This is a genomic window from Parabacteroides sp. PF5-9 (genome assembly GCF_029893105.1).
Lineage (GTDB): Bacteria > Bacteroidota > Bacteroidia > Bacteroidales > Tannerellaceae > JARXWG01.
Window position 1 is genome coordinate 1 of the sequence record NZ_JARXWG010000031.1, and the last position, 21,284, is coordinate 21,284.

General features: G+C 39.8%; 19 protein-coding genes. 13 read left to right on the plus strand and 6 right to left on the minus strand.

Annotation, left to right across the window (positions count from 1 at the left end; genetic code table 11):
- Positions 1–289: 289 nt before the first annotated feature.
- The 3 genes from M2135_RS14325 to M2135_RS14335 all read right to left on the minus strand — a co-directional run bounded on the left by M2135_RS14325 (position 290) and on the right by M2135_RS14335 (position 2,684).
- Positions 290–925 (minus strand): hypothetical protein, encoded by a 636-nt coding sequence (locus tag M2135_RS14325; RefSeq protein ID WP_280749210.1) that lies wholly within the window; start codon positions 923–925, stop codon positions 290–292.
- 65 nt (positions 926–990) lie between these two features.
- Complete coding sequence (locus M2135_RS14330; RefSeq protein WP_280749211.1) at positions 991–2,055, minus strand: LacI family DNA-binding transcriptional regulator; 1,065 nt, start codon at positions 2,053–2,055, stop codon at positions 991–993.
- Positions 2,052–2,684 carry a hypothetical protein gene (locus M2135_RS14335; RefSeq protein ID WP_280749212.1) on the minus strand — a complete coding sequence of 211 codons (633 nt, stop codon included), beginning with the start codon at positions 2,682–2,684 and terminating at the stop codon, positions 2,052–2,054. The genes M2135_RS14330 and M2135_RS14335 overlap by 4 nt, the downstream gene beginning before the upstream one ends.
- A 184-nt stretch (positions 2,685–2,868) precedes the next feature.
- On the opposite strand from M2135_RS14335, the gene M2135_RS14340 reads away from it, so the two are divergent.
- Positions 2,869–3,624 carry a sulfite exporter TauE/SafE family protein gene (locus M2135_RS14340; RefSeq protein ID WP_280749213.1) on the plus strand — a complete coding sequence of 252 codons (756 nt, stop codon included), beginning with the start codon at positions 2,869–2,871 and terminating at the stop codon, positions 3,622–3,624.
- 326 nt (positions 3,625–3,950) lie between these two features.
- Here the strand turns inward: M2135_RS14340 and M2135_RS14345 are convergent, their stop codons facing one another.
- Entirely contained in the window at positions 3,951–4,829 is an 879-nt protein-coding gene (locus tag M2135_RS14345; protein WP_280749214.1) for an alpha/beta hydrolase, read from the minus strand.
- 1,144 nt (positions 4,830–5,973) lie between these two features.
- On the opposite strand from M2135_RS14345, the gene M2135_RS14350 reads away from it, so the two are divergent.
- From M2135_RS14350 to M2135_RS14390, 9 genes are read left to right on the plus strand one after another with little or no spacing between them, the layout of a single operon-like run.
- On the plus strand, positions 5,974–7,167 hold the full coding sequence (locus M2135_RS14350; protein ID WP_280749215.1) for a saccharopine dehydrogenase family protein: 1,194 nt from the start codon (positions 5,974–5,976) through the stop codon (positions 7,165–7,167).
- A gap of 6 nt (positions 7,168–7,173) precedes the next feature.
- Positions 7,174–8,013 (plus strand): class I SAM-dependent methyltransferase, encoded by an 840-nt coding sequence (locus M2135_RS14355; RefSeq protein ID WP_280749216.1) that lies wholly within the window; start codon positions 7,174–7,176, stop codon positions 8,011–8,013.
- A gap of 9 nt (positions 8,014–8,022) precedes the next feature.
- Positions 8,023–8,475, plus strand: a complete 453-nt coding sequence (gene bcp / locus M2135_RS14360; RefSeq protein ID WP_280749237.1) for a thioredoxin-dependent thiol peroxidase — start codon at positions 8,023–8,025, stop codon at positions 8,473–8,475.
- A 28-nt stretch (positions 8,476–8,503) separates the two neighbouring features.
- Positions 8,504–9,514 carry a recombinase RecA gene (gene recA, locus M2135_RS14365; protein ID WP_280749217.1) on the plus strand — a complete coding sequence of 337 codons (1,011 nt, stop codon included), beginning with the start codon at positions 8,504–8,506 and terminating at the stop codon, positions 9,512–9,514.
- Position 9,515: 1 nt separating this feature from the next.
- A complete protein-coding gene (locus tag M2135_RS14370) occupies positions 9,516–10,514 on the plus strand; it encodes a GNAT family N-acetyltransferase (RefSeq protein ID WP_280749218.1) in 999 nt (332 codons plus the stop codon).
- Entirely contained in the window at positions 10,515–11,798 is a 1,284-nt protein-coding gene (locus tag M2135_RS14375) for a polysaccharide deacetylase family protein (RefSeq protein ID WP_280749219.1), read from the plus strand. It abuts the gene before it with no gap.
- Positions 11,799–12,884 carry a UDP-N-acetylglucosamine 2-epimerase (non-hydrolyzing) gene (gene wecB / locus M2135_RS14380; RefSeq protein WP_280749220.1) on the plus strand — a complete coding sequence of 362 codons (1,086 nt, stop codon included), beginning with the start codon at positions 11,799–11,801 and terminating at the stop codon, positions 12,882–12,884. It begins immediately after the preceding gene.
- Complete coding sequence (locus tag M2135_RS14385) at positions 12,881–14,167, plus strand: glycosyltransferase (RefSeq protein WP_280749221.1); 1,287 nt, start codon at positions 12,881–12,883, stop codon at positions 14,165–14,167. Before wecB ends, M2135_RS14385 begins: the two co-directional genes overlap by 4 nt.
- A gap of 2 nt (positions 14,168–14,169) precedes the next feature.
- Positions 14,170–15,315, plus strand: coding sequence for a glycosyltransferase family 1 protein (locus M2135_RS14390; protein WP_280749222.1), 1,146 nt, complete (start codon positions 14,170–14,172; stop codon positions 15,313–15,315).
- On the opposite strand, the gene M2135_RS14395 is transcribed toward M2135_RS14390, so the two are convergent.
- Positions 15,276–15,671: a 2-amino-4-hydroxy-6-hydroxymethyldihydropteridine diphosphokinase gene (locus M2135_RS14395; protein WP_280749223.1), complete on the minus strand. Its 396-nt coding sequence runs from the start codon at positions 15,669–15,671 to the stop codon at positions 15,276–15,278. The genes M2135_RS14390 and M2135_RS14395 overlap by 40 nt on opposite strands.
- A 219-nt stretch (positions 15,672–15,890) precedes the next feature.
- On the opposite strand from M2135_RS14395, the gene feoB reads away from it, so the two are divergent.
- The 3 genes from feoB to M2135_RS14410 all read left to right on the plus strand — a co-directional run bounded on the left by feoB (position 15,891) and on the right by M2135_RS14410 (position 19,888).
- The gene (feoB, locus tag M2135_RS14400) at positions 15,891–18,356 is read left to right on the plus strand and encodes a ferrous iron transport protein B (RefSeq protein ID WP_280749224.1); all 2,466 of its coding nucleotides are present in this window, start codon (positions 15,891–15,893) and stop codon (positions 18,354–18,356) included.
- Between the two features lie 46 nt (positions 18,357–18,402).
- Positions 18,403–18,549 (plus strand): FeoB-associated Cys-rich membrane protein, encoded by a 147-nt coding sequence (locus M2135_RS14405; RefSeq protein ID WP_280749225.1) that lies wholly within the window; start codon positions 18,403–18,405, stop codon positions 18,547–18,549.
- Between the two features lie 823 nt (positions 18,550–19,372).
- The gene (locus M2135_RS14410; RefSeq protein ID WP_280749226.1) at positions 19,373–19,888 is read left to right on the plus strand and encodes a sigma-70 family RNA polymerase sigma factor; all 516 of its coding nucleotides are present in this window, start codon (positions 19,373–19,375) and stop codon (positions 19,886–19,888) included.
- Positions 19,889–19,985: 97 nt separating this feature from the next.
- On the opposite strand, the gene M2135_RS14415 is transcribed toward M2135_RS14410, so the two are convergent.
- Positions 19,986–21,173 carry a serine hydrolase domain-containing protein gene (locus M2135_RS14415; protein WP_280749227.1) on the minus strand — a complete coding sequence of 396 codons (1,188 nt, stop codon included), beginning with the start codon at positions 21,171–21,173 and terminating at the stop codon, positions 19,986–19,988.
- Positions 21,174–21,284 lie beyond the last annotated feature (111 nt).

Consider the following 21,284-nt stretch of genomic DNA (forward strand, 5'->3'; position numbering starts at 1 on the left):
GGGCTTTTTTTGTTGATAACTACCTAGTTATCCATAACAGAAAGAAATATATACTTTCGTAAAAAACGACAAACTTCTTCCGAACATGACTGGGTGAAACCCGGGGTAGGTCATCAAACGCATTCGCATCAACCCTGATAAGGGTTGAACCCTCTTTGGGGTTCTATAGTAATGATTACCTGCCCCGGGTTTCACCCGGGGGTATGCATCTTTTATCCCTCGCGGGGTAACTGCTTACCACTTAAAGATAAGATGTACTTTTTGGACACCCTCTTTTGAATATATGCAATTAATAATCATCGATATTAGTTACAGCCAAAACAAATTCGCCACCTCTTCTTACCATTTTAGGGACGACTCCGTTTATCGTTTTGATATTCACATCGACGACTACATGCTGCTGTTGACCACGCTGTATCGATTCGATCACTTCCGGTTGATCCAGGCTTATTCTTGCCCGATACTCAGAGTTGGATGAGGTGGTAGTCGTTCTCTGTGAACTATTGTTCCGGTATTGTGTTGACGAACGATCCTCATTCATATTATCTAAGCTTGTCCGATATTCAGAAGTTGTCGAACGTTGTGTATTCGCATTGCTCCGACTTTGCGGTGCACTTTCCACACTATTGATACTTGTCCGGTATTGTGAAGAAGCATTTTGAGCATTACTCTGATTTCCGGTAGTCGATGACGTACTTTCCCGGTATCGCGAATAGCCGTTTGCTGCCGCTTCTGTTTCCTGGGGAGTCGTCCGGCTGGGTACTGAAACCACTGCCTCTTCATTTTTTTGTGGCAATCTTCTGTTTACCGATTGAGGTTCTGCAGCATTTGCCTGAGGAACAACATTGTAATTCTGAATCACTAAACACACCAACGCAACTGCAATGATTGTTAAAACGCTTTTTGTATAAAGATCTGTTTTCATAATAAAAAATATTTAGTATAAAATTTATAGAGATAATCGTAGATTAAGTAGGAGATAGTCTCCCTTTAGATATAGTTGTTATAATATTGAATATTTTCTTTGACCAAGATATCAATCGGCATATAATTGATCGGTGGAGGTAATTTTTCCAGTACGAGATAACGGAAGAGTGCCTTGATGCAATTGACCCCTTGTACCTCCGGTCGTTGAGCGATCAGATGGGTGATATGCCCACTGTTGAGGTAATATACATTTTCATCGATCACGTCATAACCGATCAGCTTGAATTGTTTCTCAGGCTGTCTTTCGGAAAAATAGTTCCCCAAGAGATGTGCGCGGGAGTTGAATATGATCCCGGCATTAATCTGCGGATGTGTTTCAAAGAATTGATCCAATAGGATTGTATTGTTTTCCTGATCATCGGCGTGAATCGCTATCGGGTGAATTTTACCTTTATAATGATTCTCCAACAGATAATCACGGAATCCTTTCTCTCTTTTTTGCACCTGTGTCGAATAGAGATCACCTTTACGGATAAAACGGAAGATCACGATATCGTCATCTTCCTCTATTTGTCCCAATAATAATCTGCCAGCGATATATCCCGAATCATGCGAGTGCGTGCCGTAATACGAGATACATTTGGTCTGGTCGATATAGGCGTCGACCAAGACATACGGTACCGCTTGTTCGTCAAGAAGATGAGCCAGATGAAGGGCGCTGTCCATAAATAATGTAGCAATGACGACTCCCTGGCAGTCTTCGGCTTGAGCAACCTGGTCTACCAATTCATCAAAACTGCTTTTATCGTATTGGTCAAAAAAGAGATTATGTACAAATACATTATAACTCAACAACTCCTGTTCTGCTTTTTTTACCCCCAAACAAAAAGTTTCCCAATATTCTCCTTGATTGAAAGAAGGGATAAGGGTGTAAAAATGGTACTCTTTTTTCAGTGCAAGCGAACGGGCAATTAAATTGGGTTGATAATTAATCTCTTCTAATACCTTTTCTACTTTTTTACGTGCCTCTTCAGATACTTTTCCGCGATTATGCAGGATACGGTCAACAGTCCCTGTCGAGACCCCGGCCATCTCTGCAATATCTTTTATTCGGTAATTCCGGCTCATAACTCTTCAATAACAGTTGGCGGTACATTTAATCTACGGAACGTTTCTGCATACATCATATAAATCAGTGGTATCGCTATAAAAACACCGACAATAAGCAATATATAGCCAAGTAAACATATGCCACACATGACTAATGAAAGGGTGAATAGAGGTAATACCTGCCCTCGTGTGATTTCCCAACTTTTCTTCAATGACTCTATGGCACCAGCATCTTCTTCGATAATGAAGGCCGGGAAAAACATTAGCCGATAGTAAAGATAAAATCCGGGAATAATCAGAAAAACAAATCCGATGCTAACAATAACACAAGCGATCAGGCTTGCTGCAAAAAAAGGTACAATTTTATGTGCCTGTTGGCTATAGGCCGAAAATTGCGGTTCCATTCCATCAAGTGCCTGAAAAATATTTTTGATATATCCCAGGATGAATGCAAAGGAAAATGCCATAGATGCAATAACATAAATGAACATACCGACTATAGAGTCTCGTAAAGCAATGGAAGTGAATCCCAGTAAAGTACCTAAAATTAAAAAGCCAATCCACAGCCCAATCAGAATACCTAATTGGGATTTTGTGCATTCCCATGATTTTTTGAGTACTTCTGAGATCACAAACTTTGTTTCCATATAATGCGCTTTTATTTGTCTGCATGCAAACTTAGTACTTTTCTTGGTAAAAACAATACGATATTCCCACATTCAAAATCAAGGAAAACGTTATAACCGATGTGGATAAGTCGTTTTTTTAATTTTGAAAGAGTAAAAAAAGTACCTTTGCGGCGGTTTTAAAACGAAACAGAATTAGAAGAGGATGCCGGAGTTATCTTATTGGATGAATACACCATACGACTGGATACTGCTTTTCGTATGTGCTTTGTTGATCGGTATGTCGAAAACCGGCATACAGGGAATTACGTTGCTTACCATCCCATTGATGGCGATTAATTTTGGCGCCAAACCATCTACAGGATTAATCCTGCCGATGTTATGTTTTTCAGACCTGATTGCAGTGATTTATTATCGTCGGAATGCGGAATGGAACTATATCTGGAAGCTTTTGCCTGCCGCTATTGCCGGTTTTTTTCTGGCCATAGCTGTTGACAAATTGATACCGGCTGATGAATTCCGACGTTTGATGGCTGTTTGTATTTTTATTGGTTTAGGGGTGATGTTGTGGATGGAGTGGAAAAAGACGGAAAGTAAACTCCTCTCGACTTGGTGGTATGCACCGCTATTTGGATTGATGGGTGGTTTTACAACGATGATAGGCAATGCTGCAGGGCCAATTCTGGCTGTCTATCTGTTGTCCATGCGTTTGCCTAAATATAGTTTTGTCGGAACGAGTGCCTGGTTCTTTCTATTGGTCAATTACTTGAAACTCCCTTTGCAGATATTTGTTTGGGAAAATATTTCCACAACAACTTTATTTTTGAATACTATTTCTATTCCTTTTATGATTATTGGTGCGATAATAGGAATCTATTTTGTCAAAAAAGTGCCCGAAAAGATTTATCGCAATTTCATTATTATAGTCACTATACTTTCTACCGTAATGTTATTTGTCTGAAAACAAGTTTGCCCTTCCCCCCCAAAAAAAAACGTTCAGACCTTCACAGGCCCGAACGTCATAATCCACAATTTCAGTTATGAATAGGTCTTATTCCCTATTTAACTAATGCAAAGTAAGTCATCTTAGCAGAATAAAACAATCCTTAAAACGTTTTTTTTATGTTCTGTTTTTCTCTTATTTGACAGAAAAAGAATAGCTATTTAGGTATTTTACAAAAAACGTCTAAATGTGTATTGTTATTCGATATTTTTAGATTTTATGTATGTTTTAAGATGAAAATACCGCCAAATAAGGTCAAAGTGAATTGCCGGGTGTAGACCTGTTTAATCGACGACTCCAATCTCTCTGAACCAATCTTCCGCCCTGTCAGGCCATTCATTGACAAATGCGCCCGTATCACGCAATCCATATCCATGACCTCCTTTACTGTACAGATGCATCCAAGCCGGAATGTCAGCTTCTTTCAAGGCGTAATAGTAGAACAGACTGCTGTTGATATATGATTTATCATCTTCCGCCTGTATAAGCATGGTGGGAGGGGTGGAAGCTGATACTTTGACTTCTGGGGCAAGTTGAAAATGTTCGCCATCCAGATAAGCGGGGTAAACTAAGAGGCAAAAATCAGGTCGGCAACTTATTTTGTCTTCCGCATCAATGGCAGGGTATGTACGTTCCGGACTATTACTTAACATCGCAGAGAGATGTGCACCGGCTGAAAAGCCCATCACGCCAATTCGTTGCGGGTCGATATTCAACTCTTCTGCATGTGACCGTATATATCCTAAAGCTCTCTGTGCATCTTGTAATGGTGCTTCGTGTTTTTCTAAACCTTCCCGCCGGGGCACACGGTATTTTAATAAGACCGCAGTGATGCCTAGGCTATTCAGCCATTCACACACCTCGTCGCCTTCCAGATCGTAGGCTAATATATTATAACCTCCTCCCGGGCAGACCAACATGGCCGCTCCACTGGCCAATTCATCGGAAGCCGGATAGATGGTAATTGTCGGTTCGCCGACATTTGTAATACGGAGTACTGTTTGTCCACCGGTTTTACCTCCGTCTGTATCAGCCTTTTCTATTAACGGAGTTTGTTCGTTCGGTGCACCATTCGGAAATAAGAGAATTGGTGCGTTTTGAGACTTTAGCTGATTAGCCGAATATATGCCCATAAGTACAATGATTAATAATTTGATTTTCATAAAGTAAAAGATGTTTGAAGTTGAGTGATTCTGTATCGGTTTATTGGCTACGAATGTAGCTATTTACTCGAGTTGTTGCAATTTTTTTTGAATTTAATCGAAAAATCTTTTATTTGACTTCATGTGGGTTGATATTGAAGCTGATTGATCCATATTTGAATGGAAGAAAAGGTGAAGATAGTGAAGGCGAACGCCACAGGCGTTAAATGTGCATAACCCCGGGTGAAGAGGAGCGTAGCGGATCGACCCGGGGGTGAATAGATACTACTCTCCAATCAACGCCGATAGGTGTTGAACCGCAGATGATTGAACACCTTCGGCGTTCGTTTGTTACACTCATTATATACCCCGGGTCGATCCGCTACGCTCCTCTTCACCCGGGGTTATGCACATTAAATCCCTGCGGGATTTGGCCTTTGGAAAACCTTCAATTCTTACACTTTTTGAATCACGCTTTTACTCATATTTTAAATAAATCTGTAGGTAAATCGATAAATTTACACCCTGTTGTTAATGTTATTTTGTTCTAAAAACAGGCTGGTCTGTGACTTAATTCTCTAAAATTTTATTTTTTGCTAACTCGCTATTTGCCCATTTTGAGTCAAATAGAAGGCTTTTTTTACTATTTTTGGCAAAAAACGAACTGTTTTTGATTGTTTTTTTCGGTTGTCCCGGATATTGATTGGGATGACAGCCGTAAATGATGCAGATGACCTTGGAGAGTCATCTATATCATTTTAAAAATCATTTAGATAAATTTAGAAAGGGATTAGGAACAGTTGAAAAGACGGACTTAAAATCGGTTGTTTTTTTACAGAACACCTCTTTTTTAAGACAGAAAATAATAGGGTATAGAGAATGATAATCAATGCTTGTTGTAAAAATAAACTGCAAATGCAGACGTTATTTGCGGATGGTTTCGTGATGTATGTCAAATAGACGAATCTCGAAGGGGGTAAACTGACAAAGTGCTAAAACTGACAGATTGTAACCTGGTCCATTTTGGCCGACCTCAAACAGAGTTGTCTATTGACAAGGGATTTTAGTTTACTCACTCTGTTTATTCAAAGATTAATCTTATATTTGTTGCTTATTTATTAGACGTAATAAAAAGGATACTAACAAGATTAAATCGATTGAGTAAATGGGAAAAGTATTGGTTATCGGTGCTGGAGGTGTAAGTACCGTTGCTGTGAAAAAAATGGCGATGAATGCGGATGTATTTACCGATATAATGATCGCCACCCGAACAAAAGAAAAAGCAGATAAAATTGCTGAGGATATAAAAGCGGTCAACGTTCAAACCAGACAAGTCAATGCGGATCATGTCGCCGAATTGGTTGCTCTTTTTAATGAATTCAAACCGGATCTGGTGGTTAATTTAGCGTTGCCTTACCAGGATTTGTCTATCATGGACGCTTGTCTGGCTTATGGGGTCAGTTATCTGGATACGGCCAATTATGAGCCGCTCGACGAAGCGAAATATCAATATAGTTGGCAATGGGCTTATAAAGAACGTTTCGAACAAGCCGGATTAACAGCTATACTGGGTTGTGGATTCGATCCGGGAGTGACCGGGGTTTTTACGGCGTATGCCGATAAACATCATTTTGATGAAATCCAATATCTGGATATTGTCGATTGCAACGCCGGTGATCATCATAAGGCTTTTGCGACAAACTTTAATCCGGAAATAAATATTCGTGAGATTACTCAACGTGGAAAATATTATGAAAATGGCGAATGGAAAGAGACCGATCCGTTGTCGGTGCATCAGCCGTTGAATTATCCGCACGTTGGACCTAAAGAGTCTTACCTGATGTATCATGAAGAGTTGGAAAGTCTGGTGAAGAATTATCCGACCATCAAGCGTGCCCGTTTTTGGATGACATTTGGACAAGAGTATCTGACTCATTTACGTGTCATACAGAATATAGGCATGGATCGAATCGATCCGATTCTCTTTAATGGGGTAGAGATTGTCCCTATTCAGTTTCTGAAAGCTGTTTTACCTAATCCGGGCGATTTGGGTGAAAATTATACCGGTGAGACTTCGATCGGATGCCGGATACGTGGATTGAAAGCGGGGAAAGAACAGACGTATTATGTGTATAATAATTGCAGTCATGAAGTCGCCTATAAAGAGACAGGCGCACAGGCTGTCAGTTATACCACCGGAGTTCCGGCAATGATTGGAGCCAAACTGTTTATGAAAGGACTTTGGACAAAGCCGGGGGTCTGGAATGTGGAAGAATTTGATCCGGATCCGTTTATGAAAGAACTGAATGAACAAGGGTTGCCCTGGCATGAGTTGTTTAACGTAGATTTGGAACTATAAATAGGGATGGGGTTATTACGCGAGGTGTATTATGCACTACCTCCTTCGTTGCGTTTTGTGGCGAGAAGGGTCTATTATTTCCCTGTTGATCTGTACGAGGGAATTGCAGGAAAGCGAGGGGAGATGATACCTCCTCGGGGGATGATTTTTATCGGAGCCGGTGATTTCAGAACACAAGGGCTTCATATCCTGGATCTGTTGAAACGTTATGCCGGTTTAACACCCGGTAGCCGGGTATTGGATGTCGGGTGTGGCATCGGTCGCTTGGCTGTTGCGCTTACCGGATATCTGGATGATAAAGGATCATATGAGGGTTTTGATATTGTGCGAAAAGGGATCGATTGGTGTGAGAAAAAGATATCCTCCAACTATCCCCGGTTCAGATTCAAACATATCGACCTGAAAAACGATTTATATAACCTAAGTACGGAAGAGGAAGCAAAACATTTTGTTTTTCCTTATGCCGAAAATTCATTCGACTGTGTTGTACTGACTTCGGTTTTTACGCACATGATGCCTGAAGATGTCGATAACTATTTGGGGCAGATCGCTTCTGTGATGAAAAAAGAAGGAAAATGTCTGGCTACTTTTTTTCTGATTAATCCGGAGATCAAAGAACGAATGGTTGCAGGGAATACACAATTTAATTTCAAACATACGTTTGAAGGATATAGCCTGATGGATAAAAAGGTGAAAGAGGCAAATATTGCTTTTGATGAGGAGTATTTACAGGCGCTGATCCGGAAAAACGGTATGCAAATCGATTCGGTACATTACGGACGATGGTCGTATAGTCCGGATGCATTGGATTTTCAGGATGTGATGATCATTTCTAAAAAAGAATAGATATATATGATGGAAATAGGAGACAAAGTCCCGGATATATTGGGCAAAGACCAAAACGGAAAAGAAATTAAACGGAGTGATTTTAAAGGGAAAAAATTAGCGCTTTATTTTTATCCGAAAGACAATACCAGCGGATGTACGGCAGAAGCGTGTAGTCTGCGGGATGGATATGAAGAACTTCGTAAAGCCGGATATGAGGTGGTAGGAGTGAGTAAAGATAGCGCTAAATCACATCAAGGTTTCATTGAAAAACATGATTTGCCATTTGACTTGATCGCCGATACGGAAACCTCTTTACAGCAACAGTTCGGGGTGTGGATCGAAAAAAGTATGTATGGGCGTAAGTATATGGGTACGCAACGCACGACTTTTATTATTAATGAAGAGGGACTGATCGAGAAAATTATCGGTCCTAAAGAGATAAAGACAAAAGATCACGCTAATCAGATACTTGAAAAATAATTAATTTATAAATCTTAGAAAAGATCATATGGAAAAAGAAGATAAGCCGGCAGTTAATGCAGATAAATTGAAAGCATTGCGTGCGGCAATGGATAAAATTGAAAAGAACTATGGAAAAGGTTCTATAATGAAACTTGGCGATGAAAATATCGAACAAGTAGAGGTTATACATAGTGGATCTATCGGTCTGGATGCTGCTTTGGGAGTGGGGGGATACCCTCGTGGTCGGGTGATTGAGATTTATGGTCCCGAATCTTCCGGTAAAACAACATTGGCTATTCATGCGATTGCTGAAGCACAGAAAGCCGGGGGGATTGCTGCATTTGTAGATGCGGAACATGCATTCGACCGTTTTTATGCGGAGAAACTGGGGGTCAATATCGACGAACTATATATATCACAACCGGATAGTGGAGAACAGGCGTTGGAGATTGCCGAACAATTGATTCGCTCTTCGGCAATTGACATTGTTGTGATAGACTCGGTAGCGGCTTTGACTCCAAAAGCCGAATTGGAGGGAGAGATGGGAGATAGTAAGATGGGACTGCAGGCTCGTCTGATGTCGCAAGCGCTTCGTAAATTAACTGCTGCCATTAATAAAACAAATACGACCTGCATCTTTATCAATCAGTTACGTGATAAGATCGGGGTGATGTTTGGTAATCCCGAAACAACTACCGGGGGGAACGCCTTGAAGTTTTATGCATCGGTTCGTTTAGATATTCGCCGTATCGGTCAGTTGAAAGACGGAGATGAGGTAAAGGGTAATCAGGCTCGCGTAAAAGTCGTAAAAAATAAAGTGGCTCCTCCATTCCGGAAAGCTGAATTTGATATTATGTTTGGGGAAGGTATTTCCCGGTCGGGAGAAATTATCGACTTGGGAACTGAACTGAATATTGTCAAGAAGAGTGGTTCTTGGTACAGCTATAATGATACCAAACTGGGACAAGGCCGGGATGCAGCCAAACAATGTGTAGCTGATAATCCGGAGTTGGCTGAAGAATTGTCGGATTTGATATTTAAAGCGTTGAAGAAATAATATGCCTACCTTAGCTTCTTCATCAAATGAACCGTTGATTGGTTGCCAGTTCAATAAAGCGGCTTACCGTACATTTTGTAGTACGGAGAAAAGTATTCCGCTTTTTTCACAAGACTGGTGGCTGGATATTGTTTGTGGAGAGGCGAATTGGGAAGTATTACTGATCGAACAAGAGGGGCGGATGCAGGCAGCACTGCCCCTTTATATTCCGTATCAGAAGGTAGTCTCGATGCCTTGGTTTACCCAAACAATGGGACCTTGGTTTGCCCCGGAGACGGAAGATACAAAGTATGCAACAGGATTGGGCAGACGCCAACAACTCTGTAAAGTGTTTATTGAGGCTTTGAAGGCGTATCCTTATTTTTTTCAACAATTTCATTATACGGTAACCGATTGGCTTCCATTTTATTGGGCTGGTTTTCAGCAAACTACTCGTTATACGTATTTGTTAAACGATCTTTCCGATCCGGATCGCTTATGGGGAGAGATGAGTCAACAGACGCGTCGAAATATCACGAAAGCACGTGAAAAATATCATATTACAGTCAGAAAAGGAGTTCCGGTTGAGGACTTTCTGAAAATAAATCAGCAATCATTTGAACGTCAACAGATCACTTCTCTGCCAAATAAAGAGATCCTGACATCACTAATAACCACTACCCGTGAGCGCCAACAAGGAGATATCTGGGGTGGATATGATGCCGAAGGGCGTTTGCATGCTGCTGTCTTTATGGTTTGGCAGGAAAGTACTGCTTATTATATTGCCGGTGGAGGTGATTCTGTTTTGAGAGGTTCAGGCGCACATAGTTTGGTGATGTGGGAATGTATCCGATATGCATCTCAGGTAAGTGGTCGATTTGATTTTGAAGGTTCAATGCTTCCGGGTGTGGAACGTTTTTTTAGAGAATTCGGAGGAATACAGACGCCTTATTTTGCAATAACCAAAGGAAAACTTAGTTTATTACATAAAGGCTGGCTAAAATTGAAACGTCTCTTTTAAATGGATCATGTCATAAAATATATCATACGTTTCCTGTTAGGAGATGATGTTTCCGGCAATCTCGTTCCGGCAATCGGGTATACGGCTGATCGCAGTTTATTCCATCACTATAATATTGTAATTATCCCTTCCGGTTTTTTTGAGGAGATGTACGGGCATGTTGATTCGTTGCCGCGTTTACCCCTACAGGAAATAGAAGGTGTTCCTTTTTTATTCGGTTCATCGATGCTGGAGCGTATAGGTGATACGATTATTGTTCATGCGGATCTGATAGCCAGTACCTATTTTTTGATAACTCGTTATGAAGAGATGATTCGGCGTGAAATCAGGGATGAACATGGACGTTTTCCCGGAAAAGAATCCTTACCCTACAGAGCCGGTTTTATCGATCGTCCTGTAGTGGATGAATATCGACTGCTTATACGGGGTTGGTTGAAGGAAACGCATATTCCGGTTCGTGAGATCAAACAAGAAGTCAGAAAGATTTATTTGACACATGATATTGATGCTCCTTTTTTATACCGTTCCCGGAAAGGATTTATTCGTTCCTTATTAGACGGTAGAGGATTGATCTCATCGATCAAAGGCCGATGGGGAGCAAAAGATAATGATCCGTATTATACCTTCCCTTGGATAGAAGAGTTGCAATTAAATCTTCAGAAGAGGGTGGGAAAGAAAAAGGTTCAGTCGATTTATTTCTTCAAAGCTGGTGGGCGAACCAAACAGGATAAACCTTTTTATAATCTGAAGGGACGTGATATTCAATCGCTTATTCGACAGGCTAAAGCCTTGGGTGCGGAAATAGGTTTGCACAGCAGTTATCAGGCCGGATTGAAACCACTACTTATTGCTGAAGAGAAAAAGAAACTGGAAGAAGCAAGGGAGATGCGTGTTCATTTGAATCGTCATCATTTTCTTGCCTGTCGCGAACCGGAAGATATGCTTCATCTGGAAGCCGCCGGAATAACCGATGATTTTACAATGGGATATGCGGATGTTGCAGGATTTAGACTGGGAACAACTTATCCGGTTCGGTGGATCAATCCGGTTACACGCCGGCTCTCTCCACTGACATTACATCCTTTACTGATAATGGATTGTACGTTGGATCGTTATATGGGGTTGAATTATGATGAAGCATTTGAATACGGTATAAAGCTGATTAACCATGTAAAACATACGGGAGGTGAACTGGTCTTGTTATGGCATAATGCTGTTTTATCAGAGGATTCAGGGAGTTATCATCGCTTGTTGTATATGAATATACTAAATGAACTACAATAAATGAAAATAATAACGATAGTCGGTGCACGTCCGCAATTCATTAAGGCTGCAATGGTTAGTCGTGCCATTTTAAAACATAATGAAAAAGGAAAGAAGCTGATTAACGAACAGATTCTGCATACCGGACAGCATTATGATACCAATATGAGTCAGGTCTTTTTCCATGAAATGGGGATACCGACTCCTACATGGCAACTGAATTGTGGGAAAGGGACTCATGGAGAGATGACCGGTCAGATGTTGATTGAAATCGAGAAAATCCTGATAGCGAACAGACCCGATTATGTATTGGTCTACGGAGATACGAATTCGACATTGGCCGGTGCATTAGCAGCAGCGAAATTACATGTGCCGATCGTTCATGTGGAAGCCGGTTTGCGTAGTTTCAACAGGCAGATGCCGGAAGAGATCAATCGTATACTTACCGATCGGTTGTCCTCTTTATTGTTTTGTCCGACTTATGAGGCGGTTCGGCATCTGGTGGCGGAAGGAATACGTGATGGAGTTCATCATGTGGGTGATGTGATGTATGATGCGGCATTAACATTTGGAAGTATAGCTGACAACTCTTCTCAAATCTTATCTCGTTTAGATATTCACCGGAAAAGGTATCGTTTATGTACCATTCATCGGGCAGAAAATACGGATGTAGAGGAGCGTATGCGTCAGATTTTTACAGCTCTGCGGGAAATGGGCACGGTTGATTGTCCGGTAGTCTTGCCTCTTCACCCACGTACCCGCGGTTACCTGGAACGTTATAATCAATTGAAATCGATCCAGAACCAACCGGGGATTGTGTTGATCGAGCCATTATCATTCTTGGATATGGTCATGTTAGAAAAACATGCCTTAACAATCCTGACAGATTCGGGAGGAGTGCAAAAGGAGGCTTATTTTCATCATACACCATGTATCACATTACGCGAAGAGACGGAATGGGGTGAGACGGTGGAGTCTGGTTGGAACCAACTTGCCGGATATAAAACGAAAGAGATTCTTCGTTGTTTAAATAACAAACTGGAAAGAAGGGATATCAATGAATATGGTACAGGTAATGCTGCTCAGAAGATAATCGGTTTATTATGACTAAAAAAGTGTTGATCATTTGTGATCTTTTTCCTCCGGCATTCGGACCGCGTATGGGGTATTTATGTAAATATCTTCCCCAAAGTGGCTGGGAGTCGATGGTCGTTACGGAAAAGATCGATGATCATACGTTTACTTTTTTATCGGAAGAGATAGGTAGCAATGACTATGTCTATGTCGATTATTATCCGGCTAAGACGGAGAAGGGCAAAAAGCGACAATGGTTTTATACGTTCATTTTAGATTTTTTGTTTGGTTATAAAGACCGGAAAATGCTGAAAATGGTACGGCAATATGTTCGGAATAATAAAGTTGATCTTGTTTTATGTAGTACATACCGAACTTTCCCACTGACCGTAGCCCTGAAGGCTGCCAAAGAACGTAACCTGCCATTAGTTGTTGATTTGCGGGATATTATAGAACAATATCCTAAAAATGAATTTATCACACATCGCTTGCCGCATTATTGGGGTCTGGATAAATTGATTACTGCTATTTTTAAACGTAAAAATCTACAAATAAGAAACAAAGTGCTTATTCGTGCCGATTATGTAACGACAGTCTCTCCCTGGCACGTCGATGCATTAAAGCCATACAATTCGAATATAGATTTGATCTATAATGGGTATGATCCGGCACTTTTTTATGCCGAACAAATAAAGACCAAGCAGTTTATTATTACATATACAGGACGTATCTACAGTACAGCGATGCGGGATCCCTCTTTATTTTTTGAAGCATTGAAAAAAATGCAGCAAGAGGGTCTTATCACGTCTGATACATGCCGGGTGCATTGGTATGTGGACGAAACATCCTGGCAATTTATTGAAAAAGAAGCAGAAAAAACCGGAGTGATCGCTTTTATGGAGAATAAAGGATATGTTCCGGCATCGCAAATACCTACAATATTGAACCATAGTTCTGTCTTGTTATTGCTGACCAATAAAGCAACGGATAATGGTCCCAAAGGGATTCTGACAACTAAATTCTTTGAGTCTTTAGCTGTTGAAAAACCGATATTGTGTGTGCGAAGTGATGAGAGTTTATTAGCTGATATGCTTCATGAAACGAAAGGTGGTCTGGCTGCAAGAAATGTGGATGAAGTTGTTGCGTTTTTACTTCATTATTATAGGGAGTGGCAGAAGAATGGTTTTACAAAATCGTTGGTTGATAAAGAAATACTGCGTTTATACTCTCGGGAAACTCAGGCCGGACAATTTGCAACACTATTTGATCGCCTGACGGAAGAGAATCGCTTTAAAGAGGTAAAAGAGACCAGATAAATATGGAAAGACCTTGCATTAATATAGTTTCGTTCAATGTCCCGTATCCACCTAATTATGGGGGGATTATAGATGTGTATTATAAATTAAAAACATTACATCAACTCGGTGTAAAGATCATTTTACACTGTTTTGTGTATGAACGACCGGCAGCACCCGAACTGGCTGAGGTTTGCGAAGAGGTCTATTATTACCAACGTCGTACCGGATTGTGCTCAAATATCACCTATTTACCTTATAATGTATATAGCCGGAAAGATCCCGAACTCTTGCAGAATTTGTTGAAGAATGAGTATCCTATTCTTTTCGAAGGTTTACACACCTGTTATTATCTGAATCATCCAAAATTAAAAAAACGGTTTAAGATTTATCGCGAATCAAATATAGAACACGACTATTATAGCTACCTGGCTCGTTCAGAAAACAGTGTGATAAAAAAATGTTTTTTCTGGATTGAAGCATTCAGGTTCAAATTTTATCAGCGGGTCATTGCTGCAGCGGATTTATCATTGGTTGTTTCTACCACCGATACAACGTATTTGCAAAAAATATTTCCGGAAAATCGGATTGAATTTATGCCGAGTTTTCATGCGAATGATCTCATGACTATTCAACCGGGAGCGTCTGATTTTATCCTTTATCATGGAAAACTCTCGGTGGTGGAGAATGAGAAAGCGGTAATCTATCTGATCAGAAATGTTTTTTGCCGGTTGTCGCATACGTGTGTTATTGCCGGAATGGATCCTTCAAAACGTATATATCAAGCAGCCCAACCTTACCCGCATATTCGTATAGAGGCTAATCCCTCTTCCGAACGTATGGATAGTCTGATCAAAAACGCTCAGATTCATATGCTGATCACCTTCCAGGATACCGGATTGAAGCTTAAATTGCTCAACAGCCTTTTTGCCGGGCGTCATATTGTCGTCAATCAATTGATGGTGAATGGTAGTGGATTAGAATCTTTATGCTGTGTGGCGGATACGGATGAAGCGATGATCTCGGCTTGCAACAGTTTAATGGATCAACCGTTTACTTCCGGCTGTATTGAAAAAAGAGAATCCTTTTTGCTTCCAGCCTATTCCAATGAACGACAAGGCAAAAGGCTTTACTCCATACTGAGCGAATGTAAACCTTCCGTCACATAATCTCGTTGCATATCTTCGGGTTTTAGTATAAGGTCGTTCCATTGCAACAAGTCGATGTCAATCGGTATAACTCCTTTTTCTTTATCATTTGCATTTCTTCCTATATGTTGTTCGATTTGTTTGATGATAGGTTTGATTGATTCTGGATTTTTCATCGTGTAAGCAATAGCTACCTGATTAATAAATTGCGGACTGTTTTCCGGCATATCTATAGGATCCGTATATATCGCTTGGGAAAACCGAATCTTTTCGAACCGATCAGATAACAGCTGTCTGGCTTTTTCGATATTTTCGACAGCATGTTCATTTGATCCCAAAGAAAGGACGATTTTATGATAAGAGGATGATTCAAACATTGAGATTTATTGAATTTGATATGTATTAAACGTATTCAGAGGACGCATTAAATACAAATATACTGTTTTAAACAGGATAAGACTGTTTGATCGATATTATTCATGCAAATAGGCCGTTAAAATGGAGCGTTATTCTTGTTGATTATAAAGGGGAATACCTATATGTAGGTATTGAGCTTGATCACTATAATCGTTACTTTTGCAACAGAATTATAGATTATGAGATTATCGGAACTGCAAACCGGCGATAAAGGCGTCATTATTAAAGTGCTCGGACGTGGCGCTTTTCGTAAGCGAATCATAGAGATGGGTTTTATTCGGGGAAAAGAGGTTGAAGTGATCAATAACGCACCCCTGAAAGATCCGATTCATTATCGGATAATGGGATATGATGTCTCGTTACGTCGAAGTGATGCTGCGTTGATAGAGGTCGTCAGTATCAACGAATTGAATGAAAAGAAGCCTGTTGCTGAAAACGGATCAAACAGATCGAATGCCAGTTTTCCTTCCGATGAACAGATCCATGCAGTCGCGTTAGACAAACGGAAAATTATCAATGTAGCCTTGGTCGGAAACCCGAATAGTGGGAAGACTTCGCTATTTAATTTTGCTTCCGGAGCACATGAACATGTGGGAAATTACAGTGGGGTCACTGTAGATGCCAAAGGAGGAACATTTAAGCAGAGCGGTTATACTTTTCGTATTGTTGACCTTCCCGGAACATATTCGTTGTCGGCCTATTCCCCAGAAGAATTATATGTTCGCCACCACTTAAACGAAGAACATCCGGATGTGGTCATTAATGTGGTAGACGCCTCTAACCTGGAACGGAATCTATACCTGACAACGCAATTAATCGATATGGATGTGCGAATGGTTCTTGCTCTGAATATGTATGATGAGTTGCAGAAGCAGGGAAATAAGTTTGACCATGAAGCATTGGCTACATTAATCGGTGCGCCTATTGTTCCGACTATCAGTAAAACAGGCTTTGGTATTAAAGCACTTTTCGACCGGGTGATCAAAGTCTATGAAGAAGAAGATCCCGTGATCCGGCATATTCATATCAATTATGGAGAAGAACTAGAGAAAGGGATAAAAAGCGTCCGGAATTCATTACGGGAAAACGGACAGGTGCCGCGTCATTATTCAAAACGTAACCTGTCTATCAAACTCTTGGAAGGAGATCAGGAGACAGAATCGTTTGTCTTAACTCTGCCTGATTCCGATAAAATCTTGAATACCCGTGATGAAAGTGTACGGCAGATCGAAGAGATACGCAAAGAAGATTGTGAGACAGCCTTTACCGATGCGCGTTACGGTTTTATTTCAGGAGCTTTACAAGAGACATATGAACAAAATGAAATACAAAAAGTAAGTAATACACGGATCATTGATCTTTTTGTGACCAATAAAGTGTTAGGCTTTCCGATCTTTATCCTGTTTATGTGGGTCATGTTCGAAGCTACTTTTCGTTTGGGTGCATACCCGATGGAATGGATAGAAGCATTGGTTGAGGCCTTTGGGGATTTTGTGCGTCAACATATGGCAGAAGGATCTCTTAAAGACCTGTTAGTAGACGGAATTATCGGTGGAGTAGGTGGGGTTATCGTTTTTCTTCCCAACATACTCATCTTATACTTTTTTATCTCCTTTATGGAAGATTCCGGTTATATGGCCAGGGCTGCTTTTATCATGGATAAGATCATGCATAAGATGGGATTGCATGGAAAATCGTTTATCCCTTTAGTCATGGGATTTGGTTGTAATGTTCCGGCAATTATGGCAACACGCACAATCGAAAGCCGTAACAGCCGGATGATAACCATGTTGATTAATCCGTTGATGAGTTGTAGCGCCCGACTTCCGGTGTATGTATTATTGGCGGGTGCGTTCTTCCCGGATCATGCCGGTTTGGTTCTTTTCTCGCTTTATGCAACGGGAATTGCTTTAGCTGTCGTTATGGCGCGGTTGTTTAAACGTTTTCTTTTTAAGAAAGAAGAACTACCTTTTGTGATGGAACTTCCGCCTTATCGGATGCCTACGGCGAAATCGATTTTAATCCACATGTGGGAGAAAGCACGACAATACCTGCGTAAAATGGGGGGAGTGATATTGATCGCTTCAATCATTATCTGGTTTTTGGGTTACTTCCCGCGTGAAACGGAAAACTCGGAAAGATTTGATCAGCAGATCGCTTTGATAGAGACACAACCTGAAACAGAGGAACGTGTTGAGATAATTGCCGAGATCGAACGGTTAAAAATGATGGATCATCAGGAAAATTCATATATCGGAAAGATGGGACAGCTTATTCAACCGGTCATGGCTCCTCTTGGATTCGATTGGAAAATGAGTGTGGGAGTTTTAACCGGAATGGCCGCAAAAGAGGTTGTTGTAAGTACTTTAAGCGTGTTGTATACCGGAGAAGAGGAAGAGAGCCAATCCCTTTCTGATCGACTGAAAAAGGATATGTATGCCGATGGAACTCCTGTTTTTACCCCATTGGTTGCATTGAGCCTGATGCTTTTTGTCTTAATCTATTTCCCTTGTGTCGCTACGGTTACAGCTGTAGCAAGAGAGTCTGGTTCGTGGAAATGGGGATTCTTTTTAATTGGCTATACCTGTATATTGGCGTGGATAGTCTCCTTTGTCGTTTATCAGGTAGGTAGTCTGTTTCTTTAAAATAGGCTTTGTATTGAGCCTTCGCTTATTTTAAAAATATATATCTATGTGGCAGGATGTTGTAGTCATAAGTATCGGTATTATAGTTGTAGCTTATATAGGTTATAAGGTATATCGAATGTTTACCAAATCCAAATCAACAGATCCCTGTGTCGGCTGTTGTGGTTGTTCTATAAAAAACATAAAAAAATAAGCTCACAGAATATTTTCTCTAATCTTTCTATCCTGTATGATTCATAAGAAAAATGGAGTAGGACAACACCTTCTCCCCCTTTGGCAGTGCAGTCCTGTGAACGAATCGAAACAAAACCCGTAACGTCGCTATCGGTTTATTTGAAGCATACGGAACACTTTTCTGTTAGAGGTACCTCTAAATTGTTTTAGACGTACCTCTAAATCGATTTACACGTACCTCTAAACGGATTTAGACGTACCTCTAACAGAAAACAGAGGTAGGTGTTACATAAAAACAGTCAGAATAATCTGTTTATATCCATAGGATGATGTTGAAAAACGAGGTAGACTTTTTCTGTTTTCTTTGTTTTTACTGTTTGTAGGACGTTTGTTCTTGAAACAGGTCTTTGTCGTGATCTTGGTGAAGGTATTTTACATTTATATATATAATGTATGATAAATAAATTTTATATGCTAATAGATTGAATTTATTGATAATTTTATTGATTTGTATCTTTTGTTTTGTATATTGAATTAAAGAATGTGTTAGGATTGTTGATTTTTTTGTTGTTGTAAAAATAAAATTATACAATAAGTTGTATAATCTGTTCATATAGTTGTAAAAACTAAAACTGACAACTTGAATAAGTTGTAAATTCTGTTCATATTTGAGTAAATAGGTATTAAAAATCAGAAAGTTGACTTTTTATTAAATTCTCATTCTTGTAAGTTGTCTCGGTTTGAATACTCTTGTTATATTTGTATATGCTTGCTGATAAAAATATATTTTATGTAAGATAAAAATAAAATTATATAGATTGTTTAATTAAAACCAAAGAAGTATGAACGCACTGCAATTTCAGAAAAAATTATTAGGAATTCAAGACAACATGTTAAACTTTGCTTTAATGCTAACAGCCAACAAGGATGATGCTCAGGATCTATTACAAGATACGACCTTGAAAGTCTTGAATAATCAGGACAAATTTGTTGATAATGTAAATTTTAAAGGTTGGGTGATGACTATTATGCGTAACCTTTTTATTAACAATTATCATAGAGTCATTCGCACGCAAACGATTATCGATCAGGGAGCAGATGTCTACAACTTGGAAGTGATGAGTGAATCAGGGTATGATTCTCCGGATGGTTCATACCAGTTGCAGGAGATCAACAAAGCGATAGAAAATTTGAGTAATGAGTTGCGTACTCCTTTCTCGTTGTTCTTGAGTGGGTATAAATATAACGAGATAGCAGAAAAATTAAATATACCATTAGGCACAGTAAAGAGCCGTATCTTTTTTGCTCGTCAGGAGTTACAAAGTAATTTAAAAGATTTTAGAAATAATTTAGATTGAAGATGAAGGTTCTTTTTAATAGTCATGTTTAATCCGCTTAATCGATGTATTAAGCGGATTTTTTATTGGAAAAGTTTCTAAACAAATTTCAGTAAGGCTACTCTTCTTTTGTGAAAATCCGTTCTCCACCTCCTCGTTTTATGGATAACTGTTTTTGACTTGCGTTGAATTCAAAAAATATACCTGGAGGATCTATTTTAAATTTATTAGTGGCGGTTGCTTCAAGTGGAATAGCGGATTGAGCATTCTGTTGCATGCAAAGTGTTGTTCCATCTCTGATAATTATAAATTTCACAGGTGCTTCCGGATTTGAATAGGTACCAATATATTGGTCAAGAATTTCCGGATCAACGACCATTGCTTCAAAAGAGGGGATTGCAAATGGCTTATTCCAATAAATATCAAAAACTCCGTCTATAATTTTTGTTACAGGGTATACTTTTGCATTTGTCGTGTAAGCAAGCGTTAGGTTTTCTTCCGGTGAATAAACCAACCAGGATCCGAAATTATCGATTCCACCAGCATGACCATAGAATGTTTTGTCATGATATATAAAGGCTTCCATACCTAACTGTTTTTGCATCATCAGATCAAGACTTTCCTTCGAAACAATTCTGCCGGCAAACAATGCCTGTATAAATTGAGTCAGATCGGCTGGTGTCGAAATAATCGCCCCTGCAGCACTCGGAATACTTAAATGTGTTTCAACATTTTGTTGCCAGCGACCAAAATAGCTGTAGGAATGACATTCGTTTTGGCTTACATCTATATATCCGGTACCCAGATAAGTGTCCGACAGTTTAATTTTTGAAGTGATTCTTTCGCTCAGCGCTTCCTGATAAGATTTCCCGGTTATTTTTTCGATGATATAGCCTAAGAGGATATACCCCGAGTTGCTATATCCATATTGTGTATCCGGTTCAAAATCCGGAGTGCTTTTGGCGATTAATGCAAGCTTTTCATCATTTGTTATTGGTTTTGTTTTAGAATCTTCTCCTCTGCCTACATTAGGAATACCACTACGATGCGCGAGTATTTGAAGGATTGTAATTTTTCCACTATTGGGTATCTGGGGGAAAAAGGTGTCCAATGTATCGTTCAGTGTTAATTTGCCTTCTTCGATGAGTTGAAAGATCATTGCGCCAGTGAACATTTTGGTAATCGAACCGATGCGGTATCGTGTTTCTGTAGTTAAGGGTATCTTCTCTTGTTCATTAATTTGGCTATAACCGATTATACGGGAATAAACAATGTTGCTGCTTTCTGTTATAAGCATATTTCCCATCGCTTTATTTTTTTCGGAGAGTTGATTAAAGAAAAGATCAAGTTTGCTTTTATCAACTGTTTGTGTGTGACCTGTAACGAAAAATAGCGATGAAATCAGCAATAATAAAGT